This is a genomic window from Leclercia sp. LSNIH1, from assembly GCF_002902985.1.
Taxonomy (GTDB): Bacteria; Pseudomonadota; Gammaproteobacteria; order Enterobacterales; family Enterobacteriaceae; genus Enterobacter.
This window is the reverse complement of record NZ_CP026167.1, coordinates 4,498,644-4,525,074: the sequence shown is the minus strand read 5'-3', so window position 1 is coordinate 4,525,074 and position 26,431 is coordinate 4,498,644. Positions and strand designations below refer to the sequence as shown.

The 26,431-nt window shown below is 58.7% G+C and carries 21 protein-coding genes; 15 read left to right on the top strand and 6 right to left on the bottom strand.

Going from position 1 to position 26,431, the window contains the following annotated elements; genetic code table 11:
* Positions 1-2 precede the first annotated feature (2 nt).
* Entirely contained in the window at positions 3-734 is a 732-nt protein-coding gene (pdxJ, locus tag C2U54_RS22295) for a pyridoxine 5'-phosphate synthase (RefSeq protein ID WP_103181123.1), read from the top strand.
* The gene (gene acpS, locus C2U54_RS22290) at positions 734-1,114 is read left to right on the top strand and encodes a holo-ACP synthase (RefSeq protein ID WP_103180750.1); all 381 of its coding nucleotides are present in this window, start codon (positions 734-736) and stop codon (positions 1,112-1,114) included. The genes pdxJ and acpS overlap by 1 nt, the downstream gene beginning before the upstream one ends.
* Here acpS and C2U54_RS22285 read toward each other — a convergent pair.
* Both C2U54_RS22285 and C2U54_RS22280 read right to left on the bottom strand, forming a co-directional pair.
* Positions 1,111-1,371: a YfhL family 4Fe-4S dicluster ferredoxin gene (locus C2U54_RS22285; RefSeq protein ID WP_103180749.1), complete on the bottom strand. Its 261-nt coding sequence runs from the start codon at positions 1,369-1,371 to the stop codon at positions 1,111-1,113. The two genes, acpS and C2U54_RS22285, sit on opposite strands and share 4 nt — an antisense overlap.
* A 56-nt stretch (positions 1,372-1,427) precedes the next feature.
* Positions 1,428-2,276, bottom strand: a complete 849-nt coding sequence (locus C2U54_RS22280) for a MurR/RpiR family transcriptional regulator (RefSeq protein WP_039029756.1) — start codon at positions 2,274-2,276, stop codon at positions 1,428-1,430.
* A gap of 118 nt (positions 2,277-2,394) precedes the next feature.
* On the opposite strand from C2U54_RS22280, the gene murQ reads away from it, so the two are divergent.
* Genes murQ through tadA form a run of 4 tightly spaced genes read left to right on the top strand, consistent with a single transcriptional unit; the run spans position 2,395 to position 5,860 of the window.
* Positions 2,395-3,288 carry an N-acetylmuramic acid 6-phosphate etherase gene (gene murQ, locus C2U54_RS22275; protein WP_103180748.1) on the top strand — a complete coding sequence of 298 codons (894 nt, stop codon included), beginning with the start codon at positions 2,395-2,397 and terminating at the stop codon, positions 3,286-3,288.
* Positions 3,289-3,298: 10 nt separating this feature from the next.
* Positions 3,299-4,651 (top strand): PTS transporter subunit EIIC, encoded by a 1,353-nt coding sequence (locus tag C2U54_RS22270; protein WP_103180747.1) that lies wholly within the window; start codon positions 3,299-3,301, stop codon positions 4,649-4,651.
* Positions 4,652-4,654: 3 nt separating this feature from the next.
* Entirely contained in the window at positions 4,655-5,290 is a 636-nt protein-coding gene (gene yfhb, locus C2U54_RS22265) for a phosphatidylglycerophosphatase C (RefSeq protein WP_103180746.1), read from the top strand.
* A gap of 30 nt (positions 5,291-5,320) precedes the next feature.
* Complete coding sequence (gene tadA, locus C2U54_RS22260; RefSeq protein WP_103180745.1) at positions 5,321-5,860, top strand: tRNA adenosine(34) deaminase TadA; 540 nt, start codon at positions 5,321-5,323, stop codon at positions 5,858-5,860.
* On the opposite strand, the gene mltF is transcribed toward tadA, so the two are convergent.
* Positions 5,748-7,298, bottom strand: a complete 1,551-nt coding sequence (gene mltF / locus C2U54_RS22255) for a membrane-bound lytic murein transglycosylase MltF (protein WP_103180744.1) — start codon at positions 7,296-7,298, stop codon at positions 5,748-5,750. The genes tadA and mltF overlap by 113 nt on opposite strands.
* Before the next feature lie 268 nt (positions 7,299-7,566).
* Here mltF and purL point away from each other — a divergent pair, with 268 nt between their 5' ends.
* From purL to glnB, 5 genes are all read left to right on the top strand, one after another.
* Positions 7,567-11,454, top strand: a complete 3,888-nt coding sequence (gene purL, locus C2U54_RS22245; RefSeq protein WP_103180743.1) for a phosphoribosylformylglycinamidine synthase — start codon at positions 7,567-7,569, stop codon at positions 11,452-11,454.
* Positions 11,455-12,031: 577 nt separating this feature from the next.
* Entirely contained in the window at positions 12,032-13,465 is a 1,434-nt protein-coding gene (qseE, locus tag C2U54_RS22235) for a two component system sensor histidine kinase QseE/GlrK (protein WP_103180741.1), read from the top strand.
* Positions 13,462-14,238 carry a two-component system QseEF-associated lipoprotein QseG gene (gene qseG / locus C2U54_RS22230; RefSeq protein ID WP_103180740.1) on the top strand — a complete coding sequence of 259 codons (777 nt, stop codon included), beginning with the start codon at positions 13,462-13,464 and terminating at the stop codon, positions 14,236-14,238. The genes qseE and qseG overlap by 4 nt, the downstream gene beginning before the upstream one ends.
* Complete coding sequence (glrR, locus tag C2U54_RS22225) at positions 14,235-15,572, top strand: two-component system response regulator GlrR (RefSeq protein WP_103180739.1); 1,338 nt, start codon at positions 14,235-14,237, stop codon at positions 15,570-15,572. Before qseG ends, glrR begins: the two co-directional genes overlap by 4 nt.
* A gap of 79 nt (positions 15,573-15,651) precedes the next feature.
* Positions 15,652-15,990, top strand: a complete 339-nt coding sequence (gene glnB, locus C2U54_RS22220; protein WP_003860685.1) for a nitrogen regulatory protein P-II — start codon at positions 15,652-15,654, stop codon at positions 15,988-15,990.
* A gap of 86 nt (positions 15,991-16,076) precedes the next feature.
* Here the strand turns inward: glnB and hmpA are convergent, their stop codons facing one another.
* Positions 16,077-17,267 (bottom strand): NO-inducible flavohemoprotein, encoded by a 1,191-nt coding sequence (hmpA, locus tag C2U54_RS22215; RefSeq protein ID WP_103180738.1) that lies wholly within the window; start codon positions 17,265-17,267, stop codon positions 16,077-16,079.
* Between the two features lie 304 nt (positions 17,268-17,571).
* On the opposite strand from hmpA, the gene glyA reads away from it, so the two are divergent.
* Positions 17,572-18,825 carry a serine hydroxymethyltransferase gene (gene glyA, locus C2U54_RS22205; protein ID WP_103180737.1) on the top strand — a complete coding sequence of 418 codons (1,254 nt, stop codon included), beginning with the start codon at positions 17,572-17,574 and terminating at the stop codon, positions 18,823-18,825.
* 47 nt (positions 18,826-18,872) lie between these two features.
* Here glyA and C2U54_RS22200 read toward each other — a convergent pair whose 3' ends face one another.
* Both C2U54_RS22200 and C2U54_RS22195 read right to left on the bottom strand, forming a co-directional pair.
* Positions 18,873-19,295, bottom strand: coding sequence for a DoxX family protein (locus tag C2U54_RS22200; RefSeq protein ID WP_103180736.1), 423 nt, complete (start codon positions 19,293-19,295; stop codon positions 18,873-18,875).
* Between the two features lie 128 nt (positions 19,296-19,423).
* A complete protein-coding gene (locus tag C2U54_RS22195) occupies positions 19,424-20,620 on the bottom strand; it encodes an ROK family protein (RefSeq protein WP_103180735.1) in 1,197 nt (398 codons plus the stop codon).
* Between the two features lie 114 nt (positions 20,621-20,734).
* Between C2U54_RS22195 and C2U54_RS22190 the strand changes: the two genes are divergently transcribed.
* From C2U54_RS22190 to C2U54_RS22180, 3 genes are all read left to right on the top strand, one after another.
* Positions 20,735-24,010, top strand: a complete 3,276-nt coding sequence (locus tag C2U54_RS22190) for a DUF5107 domain-containing protein (protein ID WP_103180734.1) — start codon at positions 20,735-20,737, stop codon at positions 24,008-24,010.
* 71 nt (positions 24,011-24,081) lie between these two features.
* Entirely contained in the window at positions 24,082-25,524 is a 1,443-nt protein-coding gene (locus C2U54_RS22185; protein ID WP_103180733.1) for a sugar porter family MFS transporter, read from the top strand.
* A complete protein-coding gene (locus C2U54_RS22180; RefSeq protein ID WP_103180732.1) occupies positions 25,524-26,366 on the top strand; it encodes an aldose 1-epimerase in 843 nt (280 codons plus the stop codon). Before C2U54_RS22185 ends, C2U54_RS22180 begins: the two co-directional genes overlap by 1 nt.
* Positions 26,367-26,431 lie beyond the last annotated feature (65 nt).

Sequence of the window (26,431 nt, the reverse complement as noted above, 5' to 3'; positions counted from 1 at the left end):
TCATGGCTGAATTACTGTTAGGCGTCAACATTGACCATATCGCCACGCTGCGCAATGCGCGCGGAACCGCCTATCCTGACCCGGTCCAGGCGGCCTTTATCGCCGAGCAGGCGGGTGCCGACGGCATTACCGTGCATCTGCGCGAGGACCGTCGCCATATTACCGACCGCGATGTGCGCATCCTGCGCCAGACCCTGGACACCCGCATGAATCTGGAGATGGCCGTCACCGAAGAGATGCTGGCGATTGCCGTTGAGACCAAACCGCACTTCTGCTGCCTGGTGCCGGAAAAGCGCCAGGAAGTGACCACCGAAGGCGGGCTGGATGTGGCCGGTCAGCTGGATAAGATGCGTGACGCCTGCAAACGTCTGGCCGATGCCGGGATTTTAGTATCCCTGTTTATCGATGCCGATGAAGCGCAGATCAAAGCCGCCGCCGACGTTGGCGCGCCGTTTATTGAGATCCACACCGGCTGCTACGCCGATGCCGAAGACGAAGCGACCCAGGCGAAAGAGCTCGATCGCATCGCCAAAGCGGCAACCTACGCGGCGGGTCTGGGTCTGAAGGTGAATGCTGGTCACGGTCTGACCTATCATAACGTTAAGGCCATTGCGGCGATCCCGGAGATGCATGAGCTGAACATCGGCCATGCGATTATCGGGCGCGCGGTGATGAGCGGTCTGAAAGAGGCGGTGTCAGAGATGAAGCGTCTGATGCTGGAAGCCCGCAAGTAATGGCTATCCTCGGCTTAGGCACGGATATTGTTGAGATCGCCCGCATCGAAGCGGTGATTGCCCGCAGCGGCGATCGCCTTGCCCGTCGGGTGCTCAGCGATAACGAGTGGGCCATCTGGGAAGCGCACCAGCAACCGGTGCGTTTTCTTGCCAAACGTTTTGCGGTGAAGGAGGCGGCGGCAAAAGCCTTCGGTACCGGCATCCGCAACGGTCTGGCGTTCAATCAGTTCGAAGTCTTTAACGATGAGCTGGGTAAACCGCGCCTCAGGCTGTGGGGCGAGGCGCTAAATCTGGCAGAAAAGCTGGGCGTGGCGAACATGCATGTGACGCTGGCGGATGAACGCCATTACGCCTGCGCCACGGTGATTATCGAAAGTTAAATTTTATCGGCGTGGTGCATCAGAACGAACTTGTCCCACAGCTGCTCTTCCGATTCAGGATGTGCCGGATCTTTCAGGATAGTATTGGGGATCGGGCACACCTTCTGGCAGGTTGGCGTCTCATAATGGCCCACGCACTCGGTGCAGCGGTCGCTGTTAATCTCGTAAATGCTCGCTCCCATTGAAATTGCCTGATTAGGGCATTCGGGTTCGCACATATCGCAATTGATGCATTTTTTGGTGATTAACAGCGCCATCAGGAAATTCTCAGAAACAACACAAACAGGGCGGGCATTATACGCTCATTGTCTGTTCAAACCAGTTTTTTTACCAATGCCTCGCTGTGGCGAATACGTTCCGGGGCATGCTCCAGATCCTGCTGAACCAGCGCCATAAACAGCAGATCGGTCAGCATCATCTGCGCGCTGGTGGACGAGATCGCCGCGCTGCGGGTGGCCTGCTCTTCGGCAATGGTATACAGACAGCGTGTGGCCCGCTGCTGCAGGGCATTGGGAGTAAAGCCGGTGATCGCCAGAATTTTGCCCCCCACGCGCAGCGCTTCATCAGCGGCCAGATTAATCTCGCGGCGTTCGCCAGAATAGGAGAGGGCCAACAGCAGATCGTCAGGCTCCATCGCCTGTACGGTAGCCAGCAGGGCATGCATGTCCTGTTCGACAATGGCAATCACACCGATTTTATTCAGCTTCCAGCCGAAGTTACGCGCCACCAGCCCCGAGGCGCCGATGCCGGTTAGGATCACCCGTCTTGCCGCCCGCAGCATGGCCACGCTCTCCAGCAGCTTCTCTTCGCTGTTGACGTCGAGGGTGGCATGCATCGCCGCCACGTTCTCTTTGATGAGCTTTTCCCCGACCAGGCGCATCGGATCGTCGCCGCGGATCTGGTTATGAACCGGCATGGATTGCGGATTTGGGTTGCTGGCCAGCGCCTCGCTGAGCGCCAGTTTCAGGGCGGGGAAACCTTTGAAACCAATCTTTTGCGCGAATTTCACTACGCTTGACTGGCTCACGCCCGCCTCGCTGGCAAGCTGCTGAGAGCTTAAATGGCGGGCACGATCGGGCTGCGAGAGTAAAAAATCCGCCAGCTTTTTATCGCTCTGGGCAAAACCCGCGTATCGCTGGCGGATGCGAATTAGACAGTTCATAGGGACTCCTGGCGAAATGTGATGACTGCAGCAAATGCGAATTCTGCTCGCCTGAATGAATTTTATATTCCATGATAATGCGATTATTATGAATTAAAAATTCTTGAGGTACAAAAAAATGAATCTCGGCTCACTGGTATCAGAATCCCGCAACCCACAAACCCTGGACCTGGACGCACTCTCCACGCTTGACCTTGTTCATCGCTTCAACCAACAGGATACGCTGGTCGCGCAGGCAGTGAAAGAAACATTGCCCGAGGTGGCGAAAGCGGTGGATGCCGCGGCAGATGCGCTGAAAGCGGGGGGACGCATTATCTATATGGGGGCGGGCACCAGCGGGCGTCTGGGGGTGCTGGATGCTTCAGAGTGCCCACCCACCTTCGGCGTACCACATGGCCTGGTGATCGGCCTCATCGCCGGTGGGCCGGGAGCGCTGCTGAAAGCGGTGGAAGGGGCAGAGGACAGCAAGCAGCTCGGTGAAGACGATCTCAAAGCGCTTAACCTGACCGCGCAGGATCTGGTGGTCGGGCTGGCGGCCTCCGGGCGCACGCCGTACGTCATTGGCGGGCTGGAGTATGCGAACCAGACCGGCTGCACTACCGTGGCCATCTCCTGCAATCCCGGTTCCCCCATCGCCCAGGTGGCGACGATCGCTATCTCGCCGGTGGTAGGCCCGGAAGCGCTGACCGGCTCCACCCGCCTGAAATCCGGCACGGCGCAAAAGCTGGTGCTGAATATGATCTCCACCGGGGCAATGGTCAAGTTCGGTAAGGTCTACCAGAACCTGATGGTGGACATGAAAGCGACCAACGTGAAGCTCATTGACCGGGCGTGTCGCATGGTGGTCGAAGCCACAGGGAGCTCCCGCGAAGAGGCGGAAGAGGTGCTGAAACAGACCGGGTACGACGTCAAACCGGCCATTCTGATGATTTTAAGCGGGCTGGATGCCGCTGCGGCGCGCGCCAGGCTTGACGCGCATCAGGGATTCTTACGTGCGGCATTAGAAAACTAAAGAGGCGTACATGGAAAAAACAGTAGCGCTCGCCAGCGGTATTCTTGCGGGGATCGGCGGAGAAAAAAATATACGGCGTCTGGAAAACTGTATGACGCGAGTGAGGGTGGAAGTGCAGGATGACGACAAGCTCGATCCGGCCACCCTGAAAAAACTGCCTGGCGTCAGCGGATACGTAAAGCAGGGGGAGCAGCACCAGCTCATCGTCGGGCCGGGTAAAGCCGCGCAGGTAGTGGATGCCATGCGCTCCCTGATGGGCGGGGCGGTGATTGATGATGCCGAGCGCACCAAAGCGCAGGCAAAAGCGAAATATAAAGCCCCGATGAGCGATGCGCTACGCATGCTGGCGAATGTCTTTATTCCGCTCATTCCGGCCTTTATTGCCTCGGGGCTCATCACCGGCATTATCAATATCCTCAAACGCCCGGACATTGTCGGGGATTTTGCGACCCACTATCCAAACCTGCTCGGGATCCTCGGCATTTTCGGCAGCGCGGTCTTTGCCATCATGAACATTCTGGTGGGGGTTAATACCGCCAAAGTGTTTGGCGGCTCGCAGGCGTTAGGCGGGGTGATGGCCGGTATTCTCTCCAGCCCGCAGCTGGCGCAGATCACCCTGTTCGGCGAAGCGCTGCAGCCGGGGCGCGGCGGGGTGATCGCCGTGCTGCTGGTGGTGGTGCTGATGTGTTGGCTCGAGAAAAAGCTGCGTAATGTTCTGCCAGGCTCCCTGGAGCTGATCCTCAACCCGCTGTTGACCACGCTTATCACCGGCAGTATCGCCATCATCGCCCTGCAGCCGCTGGGAGGCTGGATCTCGGAGTCCATTGCCCACGGTGCCTCCTGGGCTATCGATCGCGGTGGGTTCCTGGTGGGGGCAGTGCTGTCGGGTACCTTCCTGCCGCTGGTGCTGACCGGTTTACATCAGGGGCTGGTGCCGATCCACGTTGAGCTGGTGCAGGCGCACGGTTACAACGCCCTGCTGCCTATTCTGGCGATGGCCGGGGTCGGACAGATCGGCGCGGCCATCGCGGTGCTGATGAAAACCCGCAACGCACGCCTGAAAAAGGTGATCAAAGGGGCGCTGCCGGTCGGGCTGCTGGGCATCGGCGAGCCGCTGATTTTTGGCGTCACCCTCCCGCTCGGCAAGCCGTTTATCGGGGCCTGTCTGGGTGGCGCGGTCGGTGGGGCGCTGATCGGTTACTGGAAAGTGGCGACCGTCATCACCTTTGGTATTTCCGGATTACCGCTGGCATTAACCATCGTGACCGGAAAAGTCATGCTCTATCTGTTAGGCTATCTGGTAGCGGTGATCGCCGGGTTCCTGTTTACCTGGCTGTTAGGGTTTAACGATCCAGAGGAGTAAGGTTTGGCAAATAACGAGCGTCGTGTTGTCTTTTTTGACCTGGACGGAACGCTGCATCAGCAGGATATGTTCGGCACCTTTATGCGCTATTTACTGCGCCGACAGCCCCTGAATGCCCTGCTCGTATTGCCCTTGCTGCCAATCATTGGCGGCGTGTTGCTGGTGAAGGGGCGCGCCGCTCGCTGGCCGATGAGCCTGTTGCTGTGGGGGTGTACCTTCGGCCACAGCGAAGCCCGGCTTAAACAGCTGGAGAAAGAGTTTGTCACCTGGTTTCGCAAACATGTCACCGCCTTTCCGGTGGTGCAGGATCGGCTGACAAACTACCTGGACGCCAACGATGCCGACATCTGGCTCATCACCGGCTCGCCGCAGTCGCTGGTGGAACAGGTCTACTTTGATACCCCCTGGCTGCCGCGCGTTAACCTGATCGCCACCCAGATTGGCCGCGCCTATGGCGGCTGGGTGCTGACCATGCGCTGTCTCGGGCATGAGAAGGTGGCACAGCTGGAGAAGAAAATCGGCACCCCACTGCGGCTCTACAGCGGCTACAGCGACAGCAAACAGGATAACCCGCTGCTCTACTTCTGCCAGCACCGCTGGCGCGTTACGCCGCTGGGCGAACTTCAGCAACTGGAATGATTTTGTGATTATGCATAGCGGGTGTGTATAATGCGCCCGCTTTTCAGACTGGAGTATGCTGCGTTGTCCGACCCTGAACTTAATCATGAATACTGGATGCGCCATGCGCTCCAGCTTGCCCAACGTGCCTGGGATGAAGGCGAAGTCCCGGTCGGTGCCGTGCTGGTACACAATAATCAGGTGATCGGCGAGGGCTGGAATCGCCCGATTGGTCGCCATGACCCCACCGCCCATGCCGAAATTATGGCCCTGCGCCAGGGCGGACTGGTGCTGCAAAACTACCGCCTGCTGGACACCACCCTGTATGTCACTCTCGAACCTTGCGTCATGTGCTCCGGCGCCATGATCCACAGCCGGATCGGTACGGTGGTGTATGGGGCGCGGGATGAAAAAACCGGTGCGGCAGGTTCGCTGCTGGACGTGCTCAGCCATCCCGGCATGAACCATCAGGTCAAGGTTATTGGAGAGGTGTTGGCACCAGCGTGTTCGGCGATGCTAAGTGACTTCTTTCGAATGCGGCGTCAGCAGAAAAAGCAGCAAAAGGCAGAATGGAAGTTATCGGGTGAGTAAGCTCCTCCGGTGCCACCACCGGATAGGCCTGGGCCAGCTGCTGGGCTGCCTGCGCCTCTTTCTCTTTCTCCATCAGATACCCCACCAGGCTTATCTGATATTTGCGGATGTTTTCCACGTAGGCGTACGCCTCGTGGCCGCGCGCGTAGCCATAGGTCAACTTGCTGTAATAAGGCTTCTGGCTCAGCAGCGGCAGACGCTGTTTTACGTCTGACCAGCTGTCGGGGTTGCCTTTGGTTTTCGCGGTCAGGGCGCGGGCGTCGATCATGTGGGCATAGCCCATGTTATAGGCCGCCAGCGCAAACCAGATCCGCTCCTCTTCCGGGACGCTCTCCGGCACTCTGTCCATCATCGCCTGCAGGTAGCGCGCGCCGCCGCTGATGCTCTGCTCAGCATCGGTACGGTCGGTTAGTCCCAGGCTTTGGGCGGTATTTTTGGTCAGCATCATCAGGCCGCGTACCCCGGTTGGCGAGGTGGCCAGTGCGTCCCAGTGAGACTCCTGATAAGAGATGGCGGCCAGCAGTCGCCAGTCAATCTCCTGGGCATACTTCACAAACAGGGGCTTCAGCGTCGGCAGGACATTATCCACCGCCCGCAGGAAGCTGCGGGTATCGACATAGTCGAAGCCCTCCCCGTGACCGAGGTACTTCTCCTCCAGACGCGCCAGCGTGCCGTCTTCATTCATCCTGTTAAAGAAATCGAGCATGGCGGCGGAAAGCGTCTGGTCGGCGTCGAGAGGGCTGAACCAGGTGACAGGCTGCTCGTCAGTGACGTCCAGCGCCACGGCCAGCTCCGGGTGAACGCGCTGGAACAGGCTGATGGCAACCGAGTCGGCGATGGTGTAGGGCAGTTTCCCGTCCGTCACCTGCTCCAGCAGCGCCGTGGTGCCGAGCTTCTTATCAACCTTCCAGCTAAGTTCAGGGTACTTTTTTTCTTTCAGCGCCCGAAGGTCGTCAATGACAACATGGCCCGGGGCAACGGTGAGCTGCTCGGCGGTGAGCCCGGCAAGCGTGCGTGGTCGCAGGCTGCCTACGCGATAGACCAGCTGCTGCGAGACAGAGTAGTAGGTTGGGCCTGGCTGATAGTTTTTGCTGCGCTCGCTGTTATAGACCAGGCCAGCAGCCAGCATGTCAGCCTTATCATTGTCCAGGTCGTCAAACAGCTGGCTGATGTTCTGGCGTACCGTAATCTTGAGCTTTACGCCCAGATAGTCAGCAAAATGCTGTGCCAGCTCGTAATCCAGCCCAATGACTTTATCGTTGATCGCACTGTAGGTGAGGGGAGAGGCCACGGTACTGACGCGCAGCTCCCCCCGCGCCTGAATGGCGGCGATGCGATTTTCGGCTTTACCGAACCAGGGGATTGAAGGCCACAGGGCCGCTGCCAACAGCAGGGTCACGATGCCGATGAACAGATAATTAATCTTTAATTTTTTCAATAAGTTGATTCTATGCGCTGTGTATTATTCTGTTGTTTATTGGCCATAGTAAAAACAAGTATTACCAAAGATTTCGCGGCATTTTGCGTAAAGTTGCGCCACTTGGCAACTTATTAGCGGGAAAGGCAACACCAATGGTTAAATGACGACGACGATTTTATTACGACGCAAACGGTTTCGTCGGCGCGCAGGATCCACTATAATGGCGCCCGTTTTCCCCCCTTGCGCACACTGTAAGCGCCTCCGGCGCTTCGAAGACGAGAGACTTATGATGGAAATTCTGCGTGGTTCGCCTGCACTGTCTGCCTTCCGTATCAATAAACTGCTGGCACGTTTTCAGGCGGCCGACCTTCCGGTAAGCAATATTTACGCTGAGTATGTCCATTTTGCTGACCTGAATGCTCCCTTAACGTCAGAGGATTTAGTCCGGCTTGAGCGCCTGTTGAAGTACGGCCCAAGCCTGAGCAGCCATACCCCGAACGGTAAACTTCTGCTGGTTACGCCTCGTCCGGGTACCATCTCCCCCTGGTCTTCTAAAGCAACCGACATCGCCCATAACTGTGGTCTGAGCCAGATTAATCGTCTGGAGCGGGGCGTGGCCTATTACGTTGAAGCCGCAAGCCTGACTGATGAACAGTGGTCAGCCGTGTCAACAGAACTGCACGACCGCATGATGGAGAGCGTGTTCGCCTCTCTCGACGATGCGCAGCAGCTTTTCTCTCACCATCAGCCTGCGCCCGTGCAGAGCGTGGACCTGCTGGGTGAGGGCCGTCAGGCGCTGATTGACGCCAACCTGCGTTTAGGCCTGGCGCTGGCAGAAGATGAGATTGACTACCTGCAGGACGCGTTCATTAAGCTGAACCGCAACCCGAACGACATCGAACTCTATATGTTCGCGCAGGCCAACTCAGAGCACTGCCGCCACAAGATTTTCAACGCCGACTGGATTATCGACGGCGAGCAACAGCCAAAGTCGCTGTTCAAAATGATCAAAAACACCTTCGAGCAAACCCCTGATCATGTGCTGTCTGCCTACAAAGACAACGCCGCAGTTATGGAAGGTTCCGAGGTGGGCCGCTTCTTCGCCGATCGCGAAGCGGGGCGCTATGACTTCCATCAGGAGCCGGCGCATATCCTGATGAAGGTGGAAACCCATAACCACCCGACGGCTATTTCGCCGTGGCCAGGTGCCGCCACCGGCTCCGGCGGTGAAATCCGTGACGAAGGCGCAACCGGTCGTGGGGCAAAACCAAAAGCGGGTCTGGTCGGCTTCTCCGTCTCCAACCTGCGCATCCCGGGCTTTGAACAGCCGTGGGAAGAAGATTTTGGCAAACCAGAGCGTATTGTTACCGCGCTGGATATCATGACCGACGGCCCGCTGGGCGGCGCGGCGTTTAACAACGAATTTGGTCGTCCGGCACTGAACGGTTACTTCCGTACCTACGAAGAAAAAGTGGACAGCCACAACGGCGAAGAGCTGCGCGGCTACCATAAGCCGATCATGCTGGCGGGCGGGATCGGCAACATTCGCGCCGATCACGTGCAGAAGGGCGAGATCGTCGTGGGTGCCAAGCTGATCGTGCTGGGCGGCCCGGCGATGAATATCGGTCTGGGTGGCGGGGCCGCCTCCTCAATGGCGTCCGGCCAGTCTGATGCGGATCTCGACTTCGCCTCCGTACAGCGTGACAACCCGGAGATGGAGCGCCGTTGCCAGGAGGTGATCGACCGCTGCTGGCAGCTGGGCGATGCCAACCCGATCCTCTTTATTCATGACGTGGGTGCGGGCGGTCTCTCCAACGCCATGCCGGAGCTGGTGAGCGACGGCAACCGCGGGGGCCGCTTCAACCTGCGCGATATCCTGAGTGATGAACCCGGCATGAGCCCGCTGGAGATCTGGTGTAACGAATCTCAGGAGCGCTACGTGCTGGCCGTTGCCCCGGATCAGCTGCCGTTGTTTGACGAGCTCTGCCGTCGCGAGCGCGCCCCGTATGCAGTGATCGGTGAGGCCACCGAAGAGATGCACCTCTCCTTAAGCGATACCCATTTCGACAACCAGCCGATCGATCTGCCGCTGGACGTGCTGCTGGGTAAAACGCCGAAAATGACTCGCGACGTTGAATCCCGCAAAGCGAGCGGTAAAGCGCTCGACCTGCAGGGTGTGACGATTGCCGAGGCGGTAAACCGCGTTCTGCATCTGCCGGCGGTGGCGGAGAAAACCTTCCTTGTCACCATCGGTGACCGTACCGTGACCGGCATGGTCGCCCGTGACCAGATGGTGGGCCCGTGGCAGGTCCCGGTGGCGAACTGCGCGGTCACTACCGCCAGCCTCGATAGCTACTATGGCGAAGCGATGGCGCTGGGCGAACGCTCCCCGGTGGCGCTGCTTGACTTTGCCGCTTCTGGCCGCCTGGCGGTAGGTGAAGCGCTGACTAACATCGCCGCCACCCAGATTGGCGACATCAAACGTATCAAGCTCTCCGCCAACTGGATGGCCGCAGCCGGTCACCCGGGTGAAGACGCCGGGCTGTACGAAGCGGTTAAAGCGGTGGGTGAAGAGCTCTGTCCGGCGCTGGGCCTGACCATTCCGGTGGGCAAAGACTCCATGTCGATGAAAACCCGCTGGCAGGAAGGTAACGAGCAGCGCGAGATGACCTCTCCGCTGTCGCTGGTGATCACCGCCTTTGCCCGCGTGGAAGACGTGCGTCACACCATCACGCCGCAGCTCTCTACCGAAGATAACGCCCTGCTGCTGATTGACCTGGGTAAAGGTCATAACGCACTGGGTGCCACCGCGCTGGCGCAGGTTTATCGCCAGCTGGGTGACAAAGCGGCAGACGTGCGCGATGTGGCGCAGCTGAAGGGCTTCTACGACGCTATTCAGGCGCTGGTGGCCCAACGCAAACTGCTGGCCTACCATGACCGTTCCGACGGCGGCCTGCTGGTCACCCTGGCGGAAATGGCCTTCACCGGCCACTGCGGCGTGGAAGCCAACATCGCCAGCCTGGGCGAGGATCGTCTGGCAGCGCTGTTCAACGAAGAGCTGGGTGCGGTGATTCAGGTGCGTGCGGCCGATCGCGAGGCGGTGGAAGCGCTGCTGGCGCAGCACGGCCTGGGCGACTGCGTCCATTACCTGGGTAAAGCAGTGACCGGGGATCGCTTTGTTATCGACGCCAACGGCCAGGCCGTCTTTGCCGAAAGCCGCTCCACGCTGCGTATGTGGTGGGCGGAAACCACCTGGCAGATGCAGCGTCTGCGTGATAACCCGGCGTGTGCCGATCAGGAGCACGAGGCGAAAGCCAACGACAACGATCCGGGCCTGAACGTCAAACTCTCGTTCGACATTAACGAAGACATCGCCGCGCCGTACATTGCGAAGGGTGCGCGTCCGAAAGTAGCTGTCCTGCGTGAGCAGGGCGTGAACTCCCACGTTGAGATGGCGGCCGCCTTCCACCGTGCAGGCTTCGATGCCATCGACGTTCACATGAGCGACCTGCTGGCAGGGCGCACCGGTCTGGCTGATTTCCAGGCGCTGGTGGCTTGCGGCGGCTTCTCTTACGGTGACGTGCTGGGCGCGGGCGAGGGCTGGGCAAAATCCATCCTCTTCAACGAACGCGTCCGTGATGAGTTCGAAACCTTCTTCCACCGTCCACAGACCCTGGCGCTGGGCGTCTGTAACGGCTGCCAGATGATGTCGAACCTGCGCGAGCTGATCCCGGGCAGCGAAGCCTGGCCGCGCTTTGTGCGTAACCAGTCCGATCGCTTCGAAGCGCGTTTCAGCCTGGTGGAAGTGACCCAGAGCCCGTCTCTGCTGCTGCAGGGAATGGTGGGATCGCAGATGCCGATCGCTGTCTCCCACGGTGAAGGGCAGGTTGAACTGCGTGATGCCGCGCATCTGGCGGAGCTGGAAAGCAAAGGTCTGGTGGCGCTGCGCTTTGTCGACAACTTCGGCAAGGTAACGCAAAACTACCCGGCAAACCCGAACGGCTCTGCCAACGGGATCACCGCGGTGACCAGCGAAAGCGGTCGCGTCACGGTGATGATGCCGCACCCTGAGCGCGTATTCCGCACCGTCAGTAACTCCTGGCACCCGGAAAACTGGGGCGAGGACAGCCCGTGGATGCGTATCTTCCGCAACGCGCGTAAGCAGTTAGGTTAAGAGATCGTTGTTGTGCCCGGGGGCGCTTCGCTTACCGGGCCTCCAAAAGCCGGATAAATTTTGTAGGCCGGGCAAAGGCAGTGCCGCCCGGCAATTCCTCAGTGTCGCAAATGTGCGACAACTCACATTCTGCGGTGTCGCCAAAAGGCGACACTTAAGTTTTTGATTTTTATAATGGTAGTAAGGATTCTGCCAGAGTGTTGCTGATTAGCGACAGATACCCTGAAAATCATCACGTGCTGAATAAGTACGTAAAACTCTATAAATTCATATTTTTCAACACATTAATATTTTTATTTGCATTTTGGCACATCTGTTGCATAATAGTAACCAGTGGCTCATTCACCTTCTTATGTCAGCCCCTTCGGGACGTGCTACATAAACTTCGAATGACGCACAAAAAGGTGCCTGCCGTCCAACTACTGATCATAGCGTTGCTTTATCAGACCCAGGGCGAAACGTCGAGTTAGGCACCGCCTCATTCCGCAACAAAGCCGGGTTTTTAACCCGGCTTTGTTGTATCTGAACGCATGTCCGGCTAGCATCCCCTTACCCCCTCGCGACAGAGAGTAATGCGTTGAAACGCTGGCCAGTTTTCCCTCGCTCCTTACGACAGTTAGTCATGATGGCCTTCCTGCTGATCCTGCTGCCTTTGCTGGTGCTGGCATGGCAGGCGTGGCAGAGCCTGAACGCGCTCAGCGCGCAGGCGGCGCTGACCAACAGAACCACCCTGATTGATGCCCGCCGCAGCGAGGCGATGACCAATGCCGCCCTGGAGATGGAGCGCAGCTACCGGCAGTATTGCGTCCTCGACGACAGAACGCTGGCCCGGGTGTACCAGGATCAGCGTAAGCGCTACAGCGATATGCTCGACGCCCATGCCGGTGTACTGCCCGACGATAAGCTCTATCAAACGTTGCGCCAGGATCTTAACGCTCTGTCCCAGCTGCAGTGCATTAACAGCGGGCCTGATGCCCAGGCCGCTATGCGACTGGAGGCCTTTGCGAATGCCAATACCGAGATGGTTCAGGCGACCCGGTCGGTGATCTTCTCCCGCGGGCAACAGCTCCAGCAGGAGATTGCCGAGCGCGGCCAGTTCTTTGGCTGGCAGGCGCTGGTCCTTTTTCTGCTCAGCCTGCTGTTAGTGGTGCTCTTCACCCGGATGATCATCGGCCCGGTTAAGGGCATTGAGCGGATGATCAACCGGCTGGGGGAGGGGCGCTCGCTGGGCAATACCGTGGCCTTTACCGGCCCGCGCGAGCTGCGTTCGGTCGGACAACGTATCATCTGGCTGTCGGAGCGGCTGTCATGGCTCGAATCCCAACGTCACCAGTTTTTACGCCATATTTCCCACGAACTGAAAACGCCCCTTGCCAGCATGCGTGAGGGCACCGAACTGCTGGCCGATGAGGTTGCCGGGTCGCTGACCCCGGAGCAAAGAGAGATTGTCGAGATCCTTGATGCCAGCAGCCGCAACCTGCAAAAGCTGATTGAACAGCTGCTCGACTACAACCGTAAACTGGCCGACGGCATCCCGGAGCTTGAGCGCGTAGAGCTCGCACCGCTGGTGGATATGGTGCTGTCTGCTCACAGCCTGCCTGCTCGCGCTAAAATGATGCATACTGAACTGGCGCTGGCGACACCCGCCTGTTTAGCCGAGCCGATGCTGCTGATGAGCGTGCTGGATAATCTTTATTCCAATGCGGTGCACTATGGTATTGAATCCGGTACCATTTATGTTCGCAGTTTTACGCGCGGCTCGCGAGTCTGTATCGATGTCGCCAACACCGGAAGCCCGATCCCCGACGATGAAAAAGCGATGATCTTTGAACCCTTTTATCAGGGTAGCCATCAACGAAAAGGGGCGGTGAAGGGAAGCGGCCTGGGGCTGAGTATCGCACGCGACTGTATTCGTCGTATGCATGGAGAGCTTAACCTTGTCACTGACGACCGTACCGATGTCTGTTTTCGCATCGAACTGCCGCTTGAGTCGGAAAAACGACTAAAATGAATCTAAATCTGGTGAGTATGTCACACGTCTTTTCCCGCGCCATTAACGCGGTATTTTCCGGTCACTCTCTCTTTCTGAGCCTTCCCTGCCTGCTGCTGGCCGGGTGCGTCACCAGTACGCCGACCAGTGCCATCAGCGACAAGCAGGGTGAAAAATTGCCTGAGCATCAGCTGGCGGACTTCCTGTCTACCGACTGCAATAATATCTGGCAGCTGCATGGTCAGGAGACCGACAGCAACCCGCTTTACTGGCTGCGCGGCATGGACTGCGCAGATCGCCTCTCACCCGCCGCCGCGCGGGCAGAGGCGAGGGGATGGGACGATGATACCTGGCAGGAGAGTTTTAAGCGCGGGATCCTGCTGGCCAATGCCAAAATTAATCCCGTGGAGCGACGCCAGTTGACCACCCGGCTGGATGCGCTGAGCCCGCAGATCCCGGCCCAGGTGCGCCCGCTGTATCAGCTGTGGCGACACGGTCAGGTGCTGCAACTGCAGCTGGCAGAGGAGCGTTTCCGCTACGGTAAGCTGCAGCAGACCACCGACGGTGAACTGGATACCCTGCGCCAGCAGCAGCAATACCTGCGGGCGCAGCTGGACACCACAACCCGCAAGCTGGAAAACCTGACCGATATTGAACGGCAGCTCTCCACCCGTAAGCCGGTCAGTAACTATCTGCCGGACGCGCCGAAGAGTGCCGCGTCGCCCGCCGGCACCGAGGGTGATGCGACAGAGCCGAAAAGCGATGCCCCGAAACAGGAGGACGTAAAGCCATGACAAGCCGAAAACCTGCGCATCTTTTGCTGGTGGATGACGATCCCGGTTTGCTGAAGCTGCTGGGGATGCGTCTGGTGAGCGAGGGTTATAGCATCGTGACCGCCGAAAGTGGTCAGGAGGGGCTGAAAGTGTTGGGCCGCGAGAAGATCGATCTGGTGATAAGCGATCTGCGGATGGACGAAATGGACGGCATGCAGCTCTTCACCGAGATCCAGAAGCTCCAGCCCGGCATGCCGGTGATTATTCTTACCGCCCACGGCTCCATCCCCGATGCTGTGGCCGCCACCCAGCAGGGGGTCTTTAGCTTCCTCACCAAGCCGGTGGATAAAGACGCGCTTTACAAAGCGATTGATGATGCCCTGGAACACGCCGCCCCCTCCGGCGACGAAACGTGGCGGGAGGCGATCGTCACCCGCAGCCCGATTATGCTGCGTCTGCTGGAGCAGGCGCGCATGGTGGCGCAGTCCGATGTCAGCGTGCTGATTAACGGCCAGAGCGGCACCGGGAAAGAGATCCTCGCCCAGGCCATTCACAACGCCAGCCCGCGCGGCAAAAACGCCTTTATCGCCATTAACTGCGGGGCGCTGCCCGAGCAGCTGCTGGAGTCCGAGCTCTTTGGACACGCGCGCGGCGCCTTCACCGGCGCGGTCAGCAGCCGGGAAGGGCTCTTCCAGGCGGCGGAAGGCGGCACGCTGTTCCTCGATGAAATTGGCGACATGCCGGCGCCCTTGCAGGTAAAACTGCTGCGCGTGTTGCAGGAGCGCAAGGTCAGACCGCTCGGCAGTAACCGCGATATCGACATCAACGTGCGCATCATCTCCGCGACCCACCGGGATCTGCCCAAGGCGATGGCGCGCAACGAGTTTCGTGAAGACCTCTTCTACCGTCTCAACGTTGTTAACCTGAAGATCCCTGCGCTGGCGGAGCGGGCAGAAGATATTCCGCTGCTCGCTACTCAGCTGCTGCGCCAGGCCGCGGAGCGGCACAAGCCGTTTGTCCGTGCATTTTCCACCGACGCCATGAAGCGGCTGATGACCGCCAGCTGGCCCGGTAACGTGCGTCAGCTGGTGAACGTGATTGAGCAGTGCGTGGCGCTCACCTCCTCGCCGGTGATCAGCGATGCGCTGGTGGAGCAGGCGCTGGAGGGCGAAAACACCGCCCTGCCGACCTTCGTTGAAGCCCGCAACCAGTTTGAGCTTAACTATCTGCGTAAGTTACTGCAGATCACCAAAGGCAACGTCACCCATGCGGCGCGCATGGCTGGGCGTAACCGCACCGAGTTTTATAAACTGCTCTCGCGCCATGAGCTGGAAGCAAACGATTTTAAAGAGTGATGCGCTAAATTCCGCCTGAATATGATACTGTGAGCAACCGATTACGAGGCAGCTGACAGGCATAAGTTTAAGGACCACCATGAAAAAGATTGATGCGATTATTAAACCTTTCAAACTGGATGATGTGCGCGAAGCGCTGGCAGAAGTCGGCATTACCGGCATGACGGTGACAGAGGTGAAAGGCTTTGGTCGTCAGAAGGGCCACACCGAACTCTACCGTGGCGCAGAATACATGGTCGATTTCCTGCCAAAGGTGAAGATTGAGATCGTGGTGTCGGATGACATCGTGGATACCTGCGTGGATACCATTATCCGCACCGCACAGACCGGCAAAATTGGTGATGGCAAAATCTTCGTCTTTGACGTGGCGCGCGTGATCCGTATCCGTACCGGCGAAGAAGACGACGCAGCGATTTAATTACCCGTTGTTTGACATCCCGTAGGCCCCTGCAAGCGCAGCGCCGCCGGGCAAAAAAAAGCCCCTCTACTGAGGGGCTTTTTGCATTACAGCACCTTATGCGGGCCGAAGCATTCGTAGTGAATGTTCTCTTTATTCACCCCCAGCTCAAGGAGCTGCGCGGCGGCATACTGCATAAAGGCCACCGGGCCACAGACGTAGAACTGCATCTCCGGGGCGTGGAACTGCTCTTTATGCTCGCTTAACGCCATCAGGCCTTCGCTGTCGAAGCGGGCAGCGGCACGGTCGTCATCCGACGGCAGGCGATACCAGGTATGAGCGGTAAAGTGCGGCAGGCCGGCAGCCAGGCTTTTCACTTCATCAGAAAACGCATGCACTTCGCCATTCTCTGCGGCGTGGAACCAGTTCACCTGCGCCTTATGCTGCGCCTTCGCCAGGGTGTCCAGCATCGCCAGCATCGGAGTCTGACCGACACCGGCGGAGATCAGCGTCACCGGGGTATTGCTTTCAACAGCCATAAAGAAGTCGCCCGCAGGGGCGGCCAGATGCACCACATCACCCACGCGGGCTTCGTTATGCAGCCATGTCGAAACCTGACCGCCTTCCTCGCGTTTTACCGCAATGCGATAGCTTTTGCCGTTTGGCTTGCGGGTCAGAGAGTACTGGCGGATCTCCTGATGCGGGAAGCCTTCAGGCTTCAGCCACACGCCCAGGTACTGGCCTGGCTGGTAATCGGCAACCGGCTGGCCGTCGACGGGTTCAAATTCAAAGCTGGTGATAAGCTGGCTGCGCGGGGTTTTTTCCACGATACGGAAGGCACGGGTACCTTCCCATCCGCCGGTCTTACTGGCGTTTTCGCTGTAGATCTGCGCTTCACGGTTGATAAAGACGTTCGCCAGCACGCCGTAGGCTTTGCCCCAGGCGTCCAGCACCTCCTGGCCCGGGCTGAACATTTCGTCCAGGGTCGCCAGCAGGTGGGTGCCAACAATGTTGTACTGCTCAGGTTTGATCTGGAAGCTGGTATGTTTCTGAGCGATTTTTTCCACTGCTGGCAGCAGGGCCGGCAGGTTCTCGATGTTGCTGGCGTAGGCGGCAATGGCGTTGAATAACGCTTCGCGCTGATCGCCATTACGCTGGTTGCTCATGTTAAAAATCTCTTTGAGCTCCGGGTTGTGCGCGAACATACGATCGTAAAAATGGGCGGTAAGTTTAGGACCCGTTTCGACCAGCAGGGGAATCGTGGCTTTTACGGTAGCGATGGTTTGGGCATCTAACATAGCAGCTTCCTTAAAATGTTACTTTAATAGTGTATTTTGAATGCATCTTATAAAAAATAACCCTGCTTTGTAAATGGTTCTTTGCAACATGAATTAACTGCATCACAAACCTGAAAAGAATTCCCTTTTGCAGGGCGAGGACGCTATTCCTCAAACCCTTGCGTGGCGGGTAGGTAAACGTTTGCGTAAAATCCTTTGTCAAGACCTGTTATCACTCTGCTAATCAGTTATACTGTTGCCCGTCGTCCATCAGGACTGCCTTTTCAGGCCAAAATTTACTTGTTAGCTGAGTCAGGAGATGCGGATGTTAAAGCGTGAAATGAACATTGCCGATTATGATGCCGAACTGTGGCAGGCTATGGAGCAGGAAAAAGTACGTCAGGAAGAGCACATCGAACTGATCGCCTCCGAAAACTACACCAGCCCGCGCGTGATGCAGGCGCAGGGCTCTCAGCTGACCAACAAATATGCTGAAGGTTACCCGGGCAAGCGCTACTACGGCGGTTGCGAGTATGTCGATGTGGTTGAACAGCTGGCAATCGACCGTGCAAAAGAGCTGTTTGGCGCTGACTACGCTAACGTGCAGCCGCACTCTGGCTCTCAGGCTAACTTCGCTGTCTATACCGCACTGCTGCAGCCGGGCGATACCGTACTGGGTATGAACCTGGCGCAGGGCGGCCACCTGACTCACGGCTCCCCGGTTAACTTCTCCGGCAAACTGTACAACATCATCCCTTACGGTATCGATGAGTCCGGTAAAATTGACTACGCCGACATGGAGAAGCAGGCCAAAGAGCACAAACCGAAGATGATCATCGGTGGTTTCTCTGCCTACTCCGGTGTTGTTGACTGGGCAAAAATGCGTGAAATCGCAGACAGCATCGGCGCATACCTGTTCGTCGATATGGCACACGTTGCCGGTCTGATCGCCGCAGGCGTCTACCCGAACCCGGTTCCACACGCACACGTTGTCACCACCACTACCCACAAAACCCTGGCCGGTCCGCGCGGCGGCCTGATCCTGGCGAAGGGCGGTGACGAAGAGCTGTACAAAAAACTGAACTCTGCTGTCTTCCCAAGCGCGCAGGGCGGCCCGCTGATGCACGTTATCGCGGCAAAAGCCGTGGCGCTGAAAGAGGCGATGGAGCCAGAGTTCAAGGTTTACCAGCAGCAGGTTGCTAAGAACGCCAAAGCGATGGTGGAAGTCTTCCTGAACCGCGGTTACAAAGTGGTCTCCGGCGGGACTGAAAACCACCTGTTCCTGCTGGATCTGGTTGATAAAAACCTGACCGGTAAAGAAGCTGACGCTGCCCTGGGCCGCGCCAACATCACCGTTAACAAAAACAGCGTACCAAACGATCCGAAGAGCCCGTTTGTGACCTCCGGTATCCGTATCGGTTCTCCGGCTGTCACTCGCCGCGGCTTTAAAGAAGCGGAAGTGAAAGAGCTGGCGGGCTGGATGTGCGACGTGCTGGACAACATCAACGACGAAGCGGTTATCGAACGCGTGAAAGCGAAAGTGCTGGAGATCTGCGCCCGCTTCCCGGTTTACGCATAAGTCTGCCTCGCAGAACAGAAAGGCCGCGCAAGCGGCCTTTTTTATGGCTAACGCCGGTCGATGGAGATAGCGCCCGGCCCGGCCACCGCCAGCAGCAGGAATCCGCCAGCGATGCTGATGTTCTTGAAGAAGTTAATCATGTTCGGCATTACCGCATCGCCACTCATATCCCAGTAGTGGTGCCCAATCAACGCCGTTCCCAGCGTATAAAAGACAAACAGGACCGCCAGCGGGCGAGTAAAAAAGCCGAGCACGATGAGAATGGCGGCGGGCACTTCCATGATCACCGCCACAATGGCCGCCAGCATCGGCATCGGGGCGCCCAGCTTCACCATATACTGCACCGTGCCGTCAAAACCGAACATTTTAGGCACGCCGAAAATAATGAACAGAAGGATAAGGGCGAGACGGGCAATCAACAGGATCAGCGCCCGGGACTGACCAAAATCGAAATACCGTAGTGTGTTCATGGCAGGCTCGTTTGGGGTGGGATTTATCTTAAAGCTAATACACAAATTGCCGCCCCGCCATTCCGCTTTTCGCCATAAATCAGCCATCAGGATGATTTAAATTCCCCCCCCTTTCAGCATGTTCTCCGCTAGCCTTCCGCCAGCGCGTCCTCCACGAACAGAAAGCCAATGCCGATAATCTGCTGCTGCCGGGTTAAGCCGCCAAAGGCGATTTCCGTTTGCCGGTTACGCACCGCATCGCCGTGATCGAAGGGGGTAAATCCAATCTGGCGATTGATGGTCTGCAGCCAGCGTTCGCCAAAGGCGCAGCTGCGGCCATAGAACCAGATTTGGTTGATATTAAGGATATTGAGCAGGTTGTAGAGCGTCAGTCCGATAGCGTTGGCGGCCTCGTCAGCCCAGCGCTGAATTGGAGCATTCCCCTGACGCCAGGCCTCAATCAGCTGCAGACTGGTGAGGCTGTCCGGATCAAGCCCGAGGGTGCCGGGCTGGGATTTCAGCCATAAACGCGCCTGTTTTTTAAGGGCTGAGAGGGAGGCGACCGTCTCCAGACAGCCGTAGCGTCCGCAGGCGCAGGCTACGCCGTCGCGATCGAAAATGGTGTGGCCAATTTGCCCGCTGCCGTTAAGCGTCCCGCGATAGACCTGGCCATTAATCACAAACGAGGATCCGATACCGTAATCGACGTTAATCACGCAAAAATCGTCGCGGTTGGCCGGGTTTTGCCACTTCTCTGCCAGCGCCAGCATCACACAGTCGTTATCCACCTTCACCGTGATGCCCAGTTTTTCTTCCAGCAGATACTTAATCTCAACCGGTTTTTTCCACGGCGCCTGGGGCATCATCTGCGATACCCCGGTGGCGGTATCGACCTGGCCGTGGATCCCCAGCGCCAGATTAATGCGCTGCCCCGGCCACTGTTTGCGCTGCTGCTGCCACAGGTTCTCAATGGCCTGTAACAACGCTTCGGGCGTCTGTGCGTTCACGTCAGTCCAGCGAAACTCGCCTAACGGCGACATACGGGCGTCGATAAGCTGGCTCTCAATGCTGGTGGGGCTGACATTCATGCAGAGTATTAATGGCCCCGCATCCGGGATCTGATAATGGCCGCTGTTCATTCCCCGGGTGCTGAGGTTTTCACTGGAATGCCCAAGCTTTTTGTCCGCCACCAGCTCATCCAGGATCTTGCTTACCGCCGGAATAGAGAGCCCGGTGTGCTGGGCCAGCTGGGATTTACTCAGGCGCTTGTAGCGCCAGACCAGGGACATGATCGTGCGGCGGTTATGCTGTCGTACCCTGTGATTGTTCAGACCGGATAGCTGCATTCACTAAACTCCGTTAATTATATTGCGTGAGCATTACGCAATCAGCGCGCTGAATTCCTCTCTACACTGCCATCTTATCGCTTTTTACTATTATTTGTTTACTGGAGAGTGAATATGTCTGGAGCAGTGAAGGTCTGGCGGGAGACCGTGGCATTACCGACGTGGACCACCGGCGCAGAAGATACCAACCCGATGTTCCTGGAAAAGCGCGTCTATCAGGGCTCCTCTGGCGCGGTCTATCCCTACGGCGTGACCGATACCCTGACCGGCGTTCGCGAAACCCGTAATTACCAGGCCGTCTGGATGGAAAACGACTTCATCCGCATTATGCTGCTGCCGGAGCTGGGGGGACGTATTCATCGCGCGTATGACAAAGTCCAGCAGCGTGATTTCGTTTACTACAACGAAGTGGTGAAACCGGCGCTGGTGGGGCTGCTGGGACCGTGGATCTCCGGCGGCATCGAATTTAACTGGCCGCAGCACCACCGCCCAACCACCTTTATGCCTGTCGACGTCACCATTCAGGAGCAGGATAACGGGGCGCAAACCGTCTGGCTGGGCGAGGCCGAGCCGATGCGCGGCCTGCAGGTGATGACCGGGTTTACCCTTTACCCGGACCGGGCGTTGATTGAGATCGCCGGCAAAGTCTTCAACGGCAATGCCACGCCGCGCCACTTCCTGTGGTGGGCAAATCCGGCGGTGAAGGGTGGGGACGATCACCAGAGCGTCTTCCCGCCGGACGTCACGGCGGTATTTGACCATGGCAAGCGCGCCGTCTCCGCCTTCCCGATCGCCACCGGCACCTACTATAAAGTCGATTACTCGGCGGGCGTGGATATCTCCCGCTACAAAAACGTGCCGGTGCCAACCTCCTACATGGCGGAAAAATCGGACTACGATTTCGTCGGGGCATACCACCACGGCGAGCGCGGCGGCTTGCTGCACGTGGCCGACCACCATGTGTCGCCGGGGAAAAAGCAGTGGACCTGGGGTCATGACGATTTTGGCCGTGCCTGGGATCGCAATCTGACCGATGAAAACGGCCCCTATATCGAGCTGATGACCGGGGTGTTTACCGATAACCAGCCCGATTTCACCTGGCTTGCACCCTACGAAGAGAAGATCTTCGTGCAGAACTTCCTGCCCTATAGCGAACTGGGACAGGTGCATAACGCCAACACGCAGCTGGCGCTTAAGCTGGAACGGCGTGAGCAGCAGCTTCACCTCGGCCTCTACGCCATCGCACCGCTGCATGATGTGCGGCTCGAGCTGACCGCCGACGAAAAACCGGTCTGGGAGACGCACCTGACCCTGATGCCGGGCGAAAGCTGGCAGCAGGCGCTGCCGGATACCTTGCCGCAGCGCTTAACGCTGAGGGTGAAAGAGGCCTCGGGCCGCACGCTGCTCCACTACCAGGAGCATATCCCGCAGGAGACGCCGCTGCCGGATCCGGCTACCGCGCCCGCCATGCCGGAAGAGATCAGCAACAGCGATGAACTCTATTTTATCGGGCAGCATCTGGAGCAGTACAACCATGCCAGCCGCTATGCGGAAGATTACTATCGCCGGGCGCTGGCGCTGGATGCTAACGACTATCGCAATAACGTGGCGCTGGGCACGCTGGCGCTCAACCGTGCCGACTGGGCGCTGGCGCAACGCTGCGCCGAAGCCGCGCTGGTTCGCGCCCATCGTCTGAATAAAAACCCCCGCGACGGCGAAGCCAGCCAGCTGCTGGCGACGGCCCTGGAGCGGCAGGGGCAGGACGACGCCGCATGGGATCACTACTACAAAGCCTCGTGGAGCGGAAACTGCCGTGATGCGGCTTTCTTATCCCTGGCGCGGCTGGCGATGAAGCGCGGCAACGCGGCTGATGCGCTGGAAAAAGTTGATATCAGCCTTAGCACCAACGCCAGCAACAACCTGGCGATGGGGCTGAAAGCCCTCGCGCTGGCAGAGGTGCAGGGCGAAGGCGCAGCGCTGGACTACATTCAGCGCTGCCTGCAAACCCATCCTCTGAGCTACGCCCTGCACTATGCCCGCTGGGCAATCAGCCGGGATGATGCTGCCTGTGACCAGCTGTTGCAGGTGACTGGTCGTCGAGGGGCCAATGCCTGCCTGCTGGCGGGCTGGTTAATCTCGATGGGCATGCGCGACGCCGCCCGCGAGATGCTGGATCTGCTCGACAGCCAGGAGACGTTGCCCCAGTTGTGGCGGGCCGCCTTAAGCGACGATCCTGCTACCCGTGCCCGCTATATTGCCGCGGCGCGGCGCTGCGAGGCCAACCGGGTACGTTTCCCGAATGCTCTTGATGAAGTGCAAATGCTGCAAACCCTGCACGACGACCCGTATGCCTGCTATCTGCTGGGCTGCTTCTGGTACAGCAAACGCCGCTATGACGATGCGGTGAAATGCTGGCAGACCACGCTGGCGCAGGAGCCGGAGTTTGCCCCTGCGCACCGCCTGCTTGGGATCTACGCCTGGAATAAACAGCACAACCTGGCGCTGGCGGAGCAGTGTCTGCAGCGCGCCGTGGCCCTGGAGCCGGACAATCCGCGTTTCCTGTTTGAGCTTGATTATCTCAATAAGCTCACCGGGCAGCCGGTGGGGAAACGCCTCGCCATGCTCACCGAGCGGGAGCGCGTGGCGCTGAAGCGCGATGACCTCACCGCAGAACTCCTGAGTCTGTGGAACGGTTCCGGGCGCTACGATGCTGCGGCGCAGGTACTTCAGGAGCGGCAGTTCCATCCGTGGGAAGGGGGTGAAGGCAAAGTGACCGGGCAGTATCTGCTGAACCAGCAGCATCGTGCCCTGCAGCACATAAGCCGCGGGGAATTCCAGGAGGCGATGGCTCTGCTGCAGGCGGCATTGCACTATCCACACAATCTGGGGGAGGGGCGTCTGCCGGGGCAAACCGATAACGATATCTGGTATCTGCTGGGGTACTGCCATACGCAAAGTGGCGCACATGCCGACGCGCAACGCTGTTTTGCCCGGGCGGCACAGGGCGGCTCCACTCTCGATGCCGGACGCTACTACAACGATCAGCCAGCGGACTATCTGTTCTGGCAGGGAATGGCGCTGCGCCAGTTGGGCGATCCCGCCGCGGCGGAGCGCCACTTCCAGGGATTCCTGGCGTGGGTGCAGGCCCATCGTGACGACCTGCCCGAAGCGGATTTCTTTGCAGTTTCGCTCCCGGATCTGGTGGTACTGGATACGCCAGCGGGTCATCAGCACCAGCAGCATTGCCTGTTCATTGAGGCGCTGGGCTATGCAGGGCTGGGCGAGCTCGCGGCCTGCAAACGCCTGTTGGGGAACTTACTGGCGCTGAACCCGGCCCATGACAAAGCGCATCTGTTTCAGCATGCGCAGGCCACGGGCATTTTCCATTAACTGACCTCGCAGGTGGGGAAACCCACCTGTTAACCCTCTGTACCCTGCGTTTCCCTTAAAGAGGAATCAACATGAATAATAGCGCGCAGACACAACTGAAAATGGGCTACGTCTGGACTATCTGTCTGGTCGCCGCCTGCGGCGGACTCCTGTTTGGCTACGACTGGGTGGTGATTGGCGGGGCCAAGCCCTTCTATGAAGCCTGGTTCTCCATTACCGACCCGGCACAGTCCGGCTGGGCGATGAGTTCCGCCCTTGTGGGCTGTATCTTCGGGGCGCTGATCTCCGGCTGGTGTGCCGATAAATTTGGCCGCAAGCGTCCGCTTATCCTCTCGGCGGTGCTGTTCAGCGCCTCGGCGTGGGGTACGGCGGTGGCGGGCAGTTTTGATATGTTTGTGGTCTGGCGCATCGTCGGCGGCCTCGGTATCGGCCTGGCCTCCGCCCTGAGTCCGCTCTATATCGCGGAGGTCAGCCCGGCGGAAAAGCGCGGTCGCTTCGTAGCGATTAACCAGCTGACCATCGTGGTGGGCGTGCTGGCCGCACAGCTGATTAACCTGATGATTGCCGAGCCGGTAGCGGCAGGCGCCACTCAGGAGGCCATCATTCAGACCTGGAACGGGCAGACCGGCTGGCGCTGGATGTTTGGCGCTGAGCTGGTTCCCGCCCTGGCGTTTCTGGTGCTGATGTTCTTTGTCCCGGAATCGCCGCGCTGGTTGATGAAGGCGGGCAAGCCAGAGCGTGCCCGCGCGATGCTGGAGCGTATTGGCACCCCGGCGTACGCCAGTCAGACCTTAAAAGAGATCGCCCACACCCTGGAGAAAGACACCCAGAAGGTGGCGTTCTCCACGCTCCTGCAACCGCAGGTCAAACCGATTGTCATCATCGGCATCGTGCTGGCGATGTTCCAGCAGTGGTGCGGGATCAATGTGATCTTCAATTATGCCCAGGAGATCTTCGCCTCGGCCGGGTTTGATATCAACGACACCCTGAAATCGATCGTGGCGACCGGCATCATTAATCTGGTCTTTACCCTCGCCGCGCTGCCGCTGGTGGATAAGATTGGCCGCCGCAAGCTGATGCTGCTCGGCGCCTCAGGCTTGACCATTATCTACGTGCTGATTGCCAGCGCCTACGCCATGAACATCATGGGCTGGCCGGTGCTGCTGCTGGTGCTGGCGGCGATTGCCATCTACGCCGTGACGCTGGCGCCGGTCACCTGGGTGCTGCTGTCGGAGATCTTCCCCAACCGCGTGCGCGGCCTGGCGATGTCCGTGGGCACGCTGGCGCTGTGGATCGCCTGCTTCCTGTTAACCTACACCTTCCCGCTGCTCAATGCCGGGCTGGGTGCAGCGGGGAGCTTCCTGCTCTACGGTGTGATTTGCGCGGCGGGCTATCTCTACATTCTGCGTAAAGTGCCGGAGACCAAAGGCGTGACGCTGGAGGCGCTGGAGGCGCAGCTGGAAAAACAGCACGGCAAGGTTGCCTCCGCAAATCATGCTGAGCGCGTGCACTAATGGAAACGCTGTTGATTGAAAACGCGCATCTCCGGATGCGCGTCAACCCGCAGGGCGGCGGGTTACAGGAACTCTTTTCCCTGACCTGCGGGCAGCCGGTGTTATGGGACGGCGGCGACAGCGCGCTGTTTCCGATGGTGCCGCTGGCAAACCGGGTGGCGGGGAATCGCTTCCGGTTTCAGGGGCGGGAGGTGGTGCTGCCGCAAAGTCCGGTTGATGAGCGCTTCTTCCTGCACGGTGACGGCTGGCAGTCGCGCTGGCAGATAGCTTCCCATTCCGACAAGGCGTGCGTCCTCACCTTGCGCAGCCAGCATCAGTGCGGTTTTGATTATCAGGCTGGGCTGCGCTACCAGCTGCGCGGGAACGTTCTGCGGGCGGAGCTGACGCTCACCCATCTTGGTCAGGCGCCGATGTTGTACGGCCTGGGCTTTCACCCGTGGTTCTGTTTTGATGCGCAAAGCCGCCTGCGCTTCTCCGCCAGCGGCTACTGGCCGGAAGGTGAACACCATTTACCGCAAGCCTGGCAGAGCAATATCCCGGCGGATGTCGATTTCAGCACGTCACGCCATGGTGGCGATCGCTGGCTGAACGTCGGCTATTCCGGCTGGAACGGCGTGGCGACCCTGGATCATGATGTGATGAATATCACAATTACAGCGCAAACTCCGTGGTTGATGCTGTTCAGAATGTCGGGCCAATCGTTCTTATGTCTTGAGCCCCAGAGCCATCCGGTCAATGCCCACCATATGGCCGGGCAGCCTGGCCTGGTGGCGTTAGCCCAGGGAGAGAGCAGTCGTTTTGCGATGGAAATCGCCGTCGAACAGGCTCGCCGAAACTGTTAAACCGCTGTTAATACTCCCTTGCGCCAGCCCGTTTTTGCCGCCAGACTATCGCCTCCAAAACGGGA

Coding starts and splice junctions, on each gene's coding strand:
- tadA (WP_103180745.1), top strand. CDS start 5,321: ATGCGCCCGCTTTTCAGACTGGAGTATGCTGCGTTGTCCGACCCTGAA.
- C2U54_RS22180 (WP_103180732.1), top strand. CDS start 25,524: ATGGAAACGCTGTTGATTGAAAACGCGCATCTCCGGATGCGCGTCAAC.
- C2U54_RS22195 (WP_103180735.1), bottom strand. CDS start 20,620: ATGCAGCTATCCGGTCTGAACAATCACAGGGTACGACAGCATAACCGC.
- murQ (WP_103180748.1), top strand. CDS start 2,395: ATGAATCTCGGCTCACTGGTATCAGAATCCCGCAACCCACAAACCCTG.
- glrR (WP_103180739.1), top strand. CDS start 14,235: ATGACAAGCCGAAAACCTGCGCATCTTTTGCTGGTGGATGACGATCCC.
- qseG (WP_103180740.1), top strand. CDS start 13,462: ATGAATCTAAATCTGGTGAGTATGTCACACGTCTTTTCCCGCGCCATT.
- C2U54_RS22185 (WP_103180733.1), top strand. CDS start 24,082: ATGAATAATAGCGCGCAGACACAACTGAAAATGGGCTACGTCTGGACT.
- glnB (WP_003860685.1), top strand. CDS start 15,652: ATGAAAAAGATTGATGCGATTATTAAACCTTTCAAACTGGATGATGTG.
- hmpA (WP_103180738.1), bottom strand. CDS start 17,267: ATGTTAGATGCCCAAACCATCGCTACCGTAAAAGCCACGATTCCCCTG.
- purL (WP_103180743.1), top strand. CDS start 7,567: ATGATGGAAATTCTGCGTGGTTCGCCTGCACTGTCTGCCTTCCGTATC.
- C2U54_RS22270 (WP_103180747.1), top strand. CDS start 3,299: ATGGAAAAAACAGTAGCGCTCGCCAGCGGTATTCTTGCGGGGATCGGC.
- pdxJ (WP_103181123.1), top strand. CDS start 3: ATGGCTGAATTACTGTTAGGCGTCAACATTGACCATATCGCCACGCTG.
- acpS (WP_103180750.1), top strand. CDS start 734: ATGGCTATCCTCGGCTTAGGCACGGATATTGTTGAGATCGCCCGCATC.
- C2U54_RS22280 (WP_039029756.1), bottom strand. CDS start 2,276: ATGAACTGTCTAATTCGCATCCGCCAGCGATACGCGGGTTTTGCCCAG.
- C2U54_RS22200 (WP_103180736.1), bottom strand. CDS start 19,295: ATGAACACACTACGGTATTTCGATTTTGGTCAGTCCCGGGCGCTGATC.
- C2U54_RS22190 (WP_103180734.1), top strand. CDS start 20,735: ATGTCTGGAGCAGTGAAGGTCTGGCGGGAGACCGTGGCATTACCGACG.
- glyA (WP_103180737.1), top strand. CDS start 17,572: ATGTTAAAGCGTGAAATGAACATTGCCGATTATGATGCCGAACTGTGG.
- C2U54_RS22285 (WP_103180749.1), bottom strand. CDS start 1,371: ATGGCGCTGTTAATCACCAAAAAATGCATCAATTGCGATATGTGCGAA.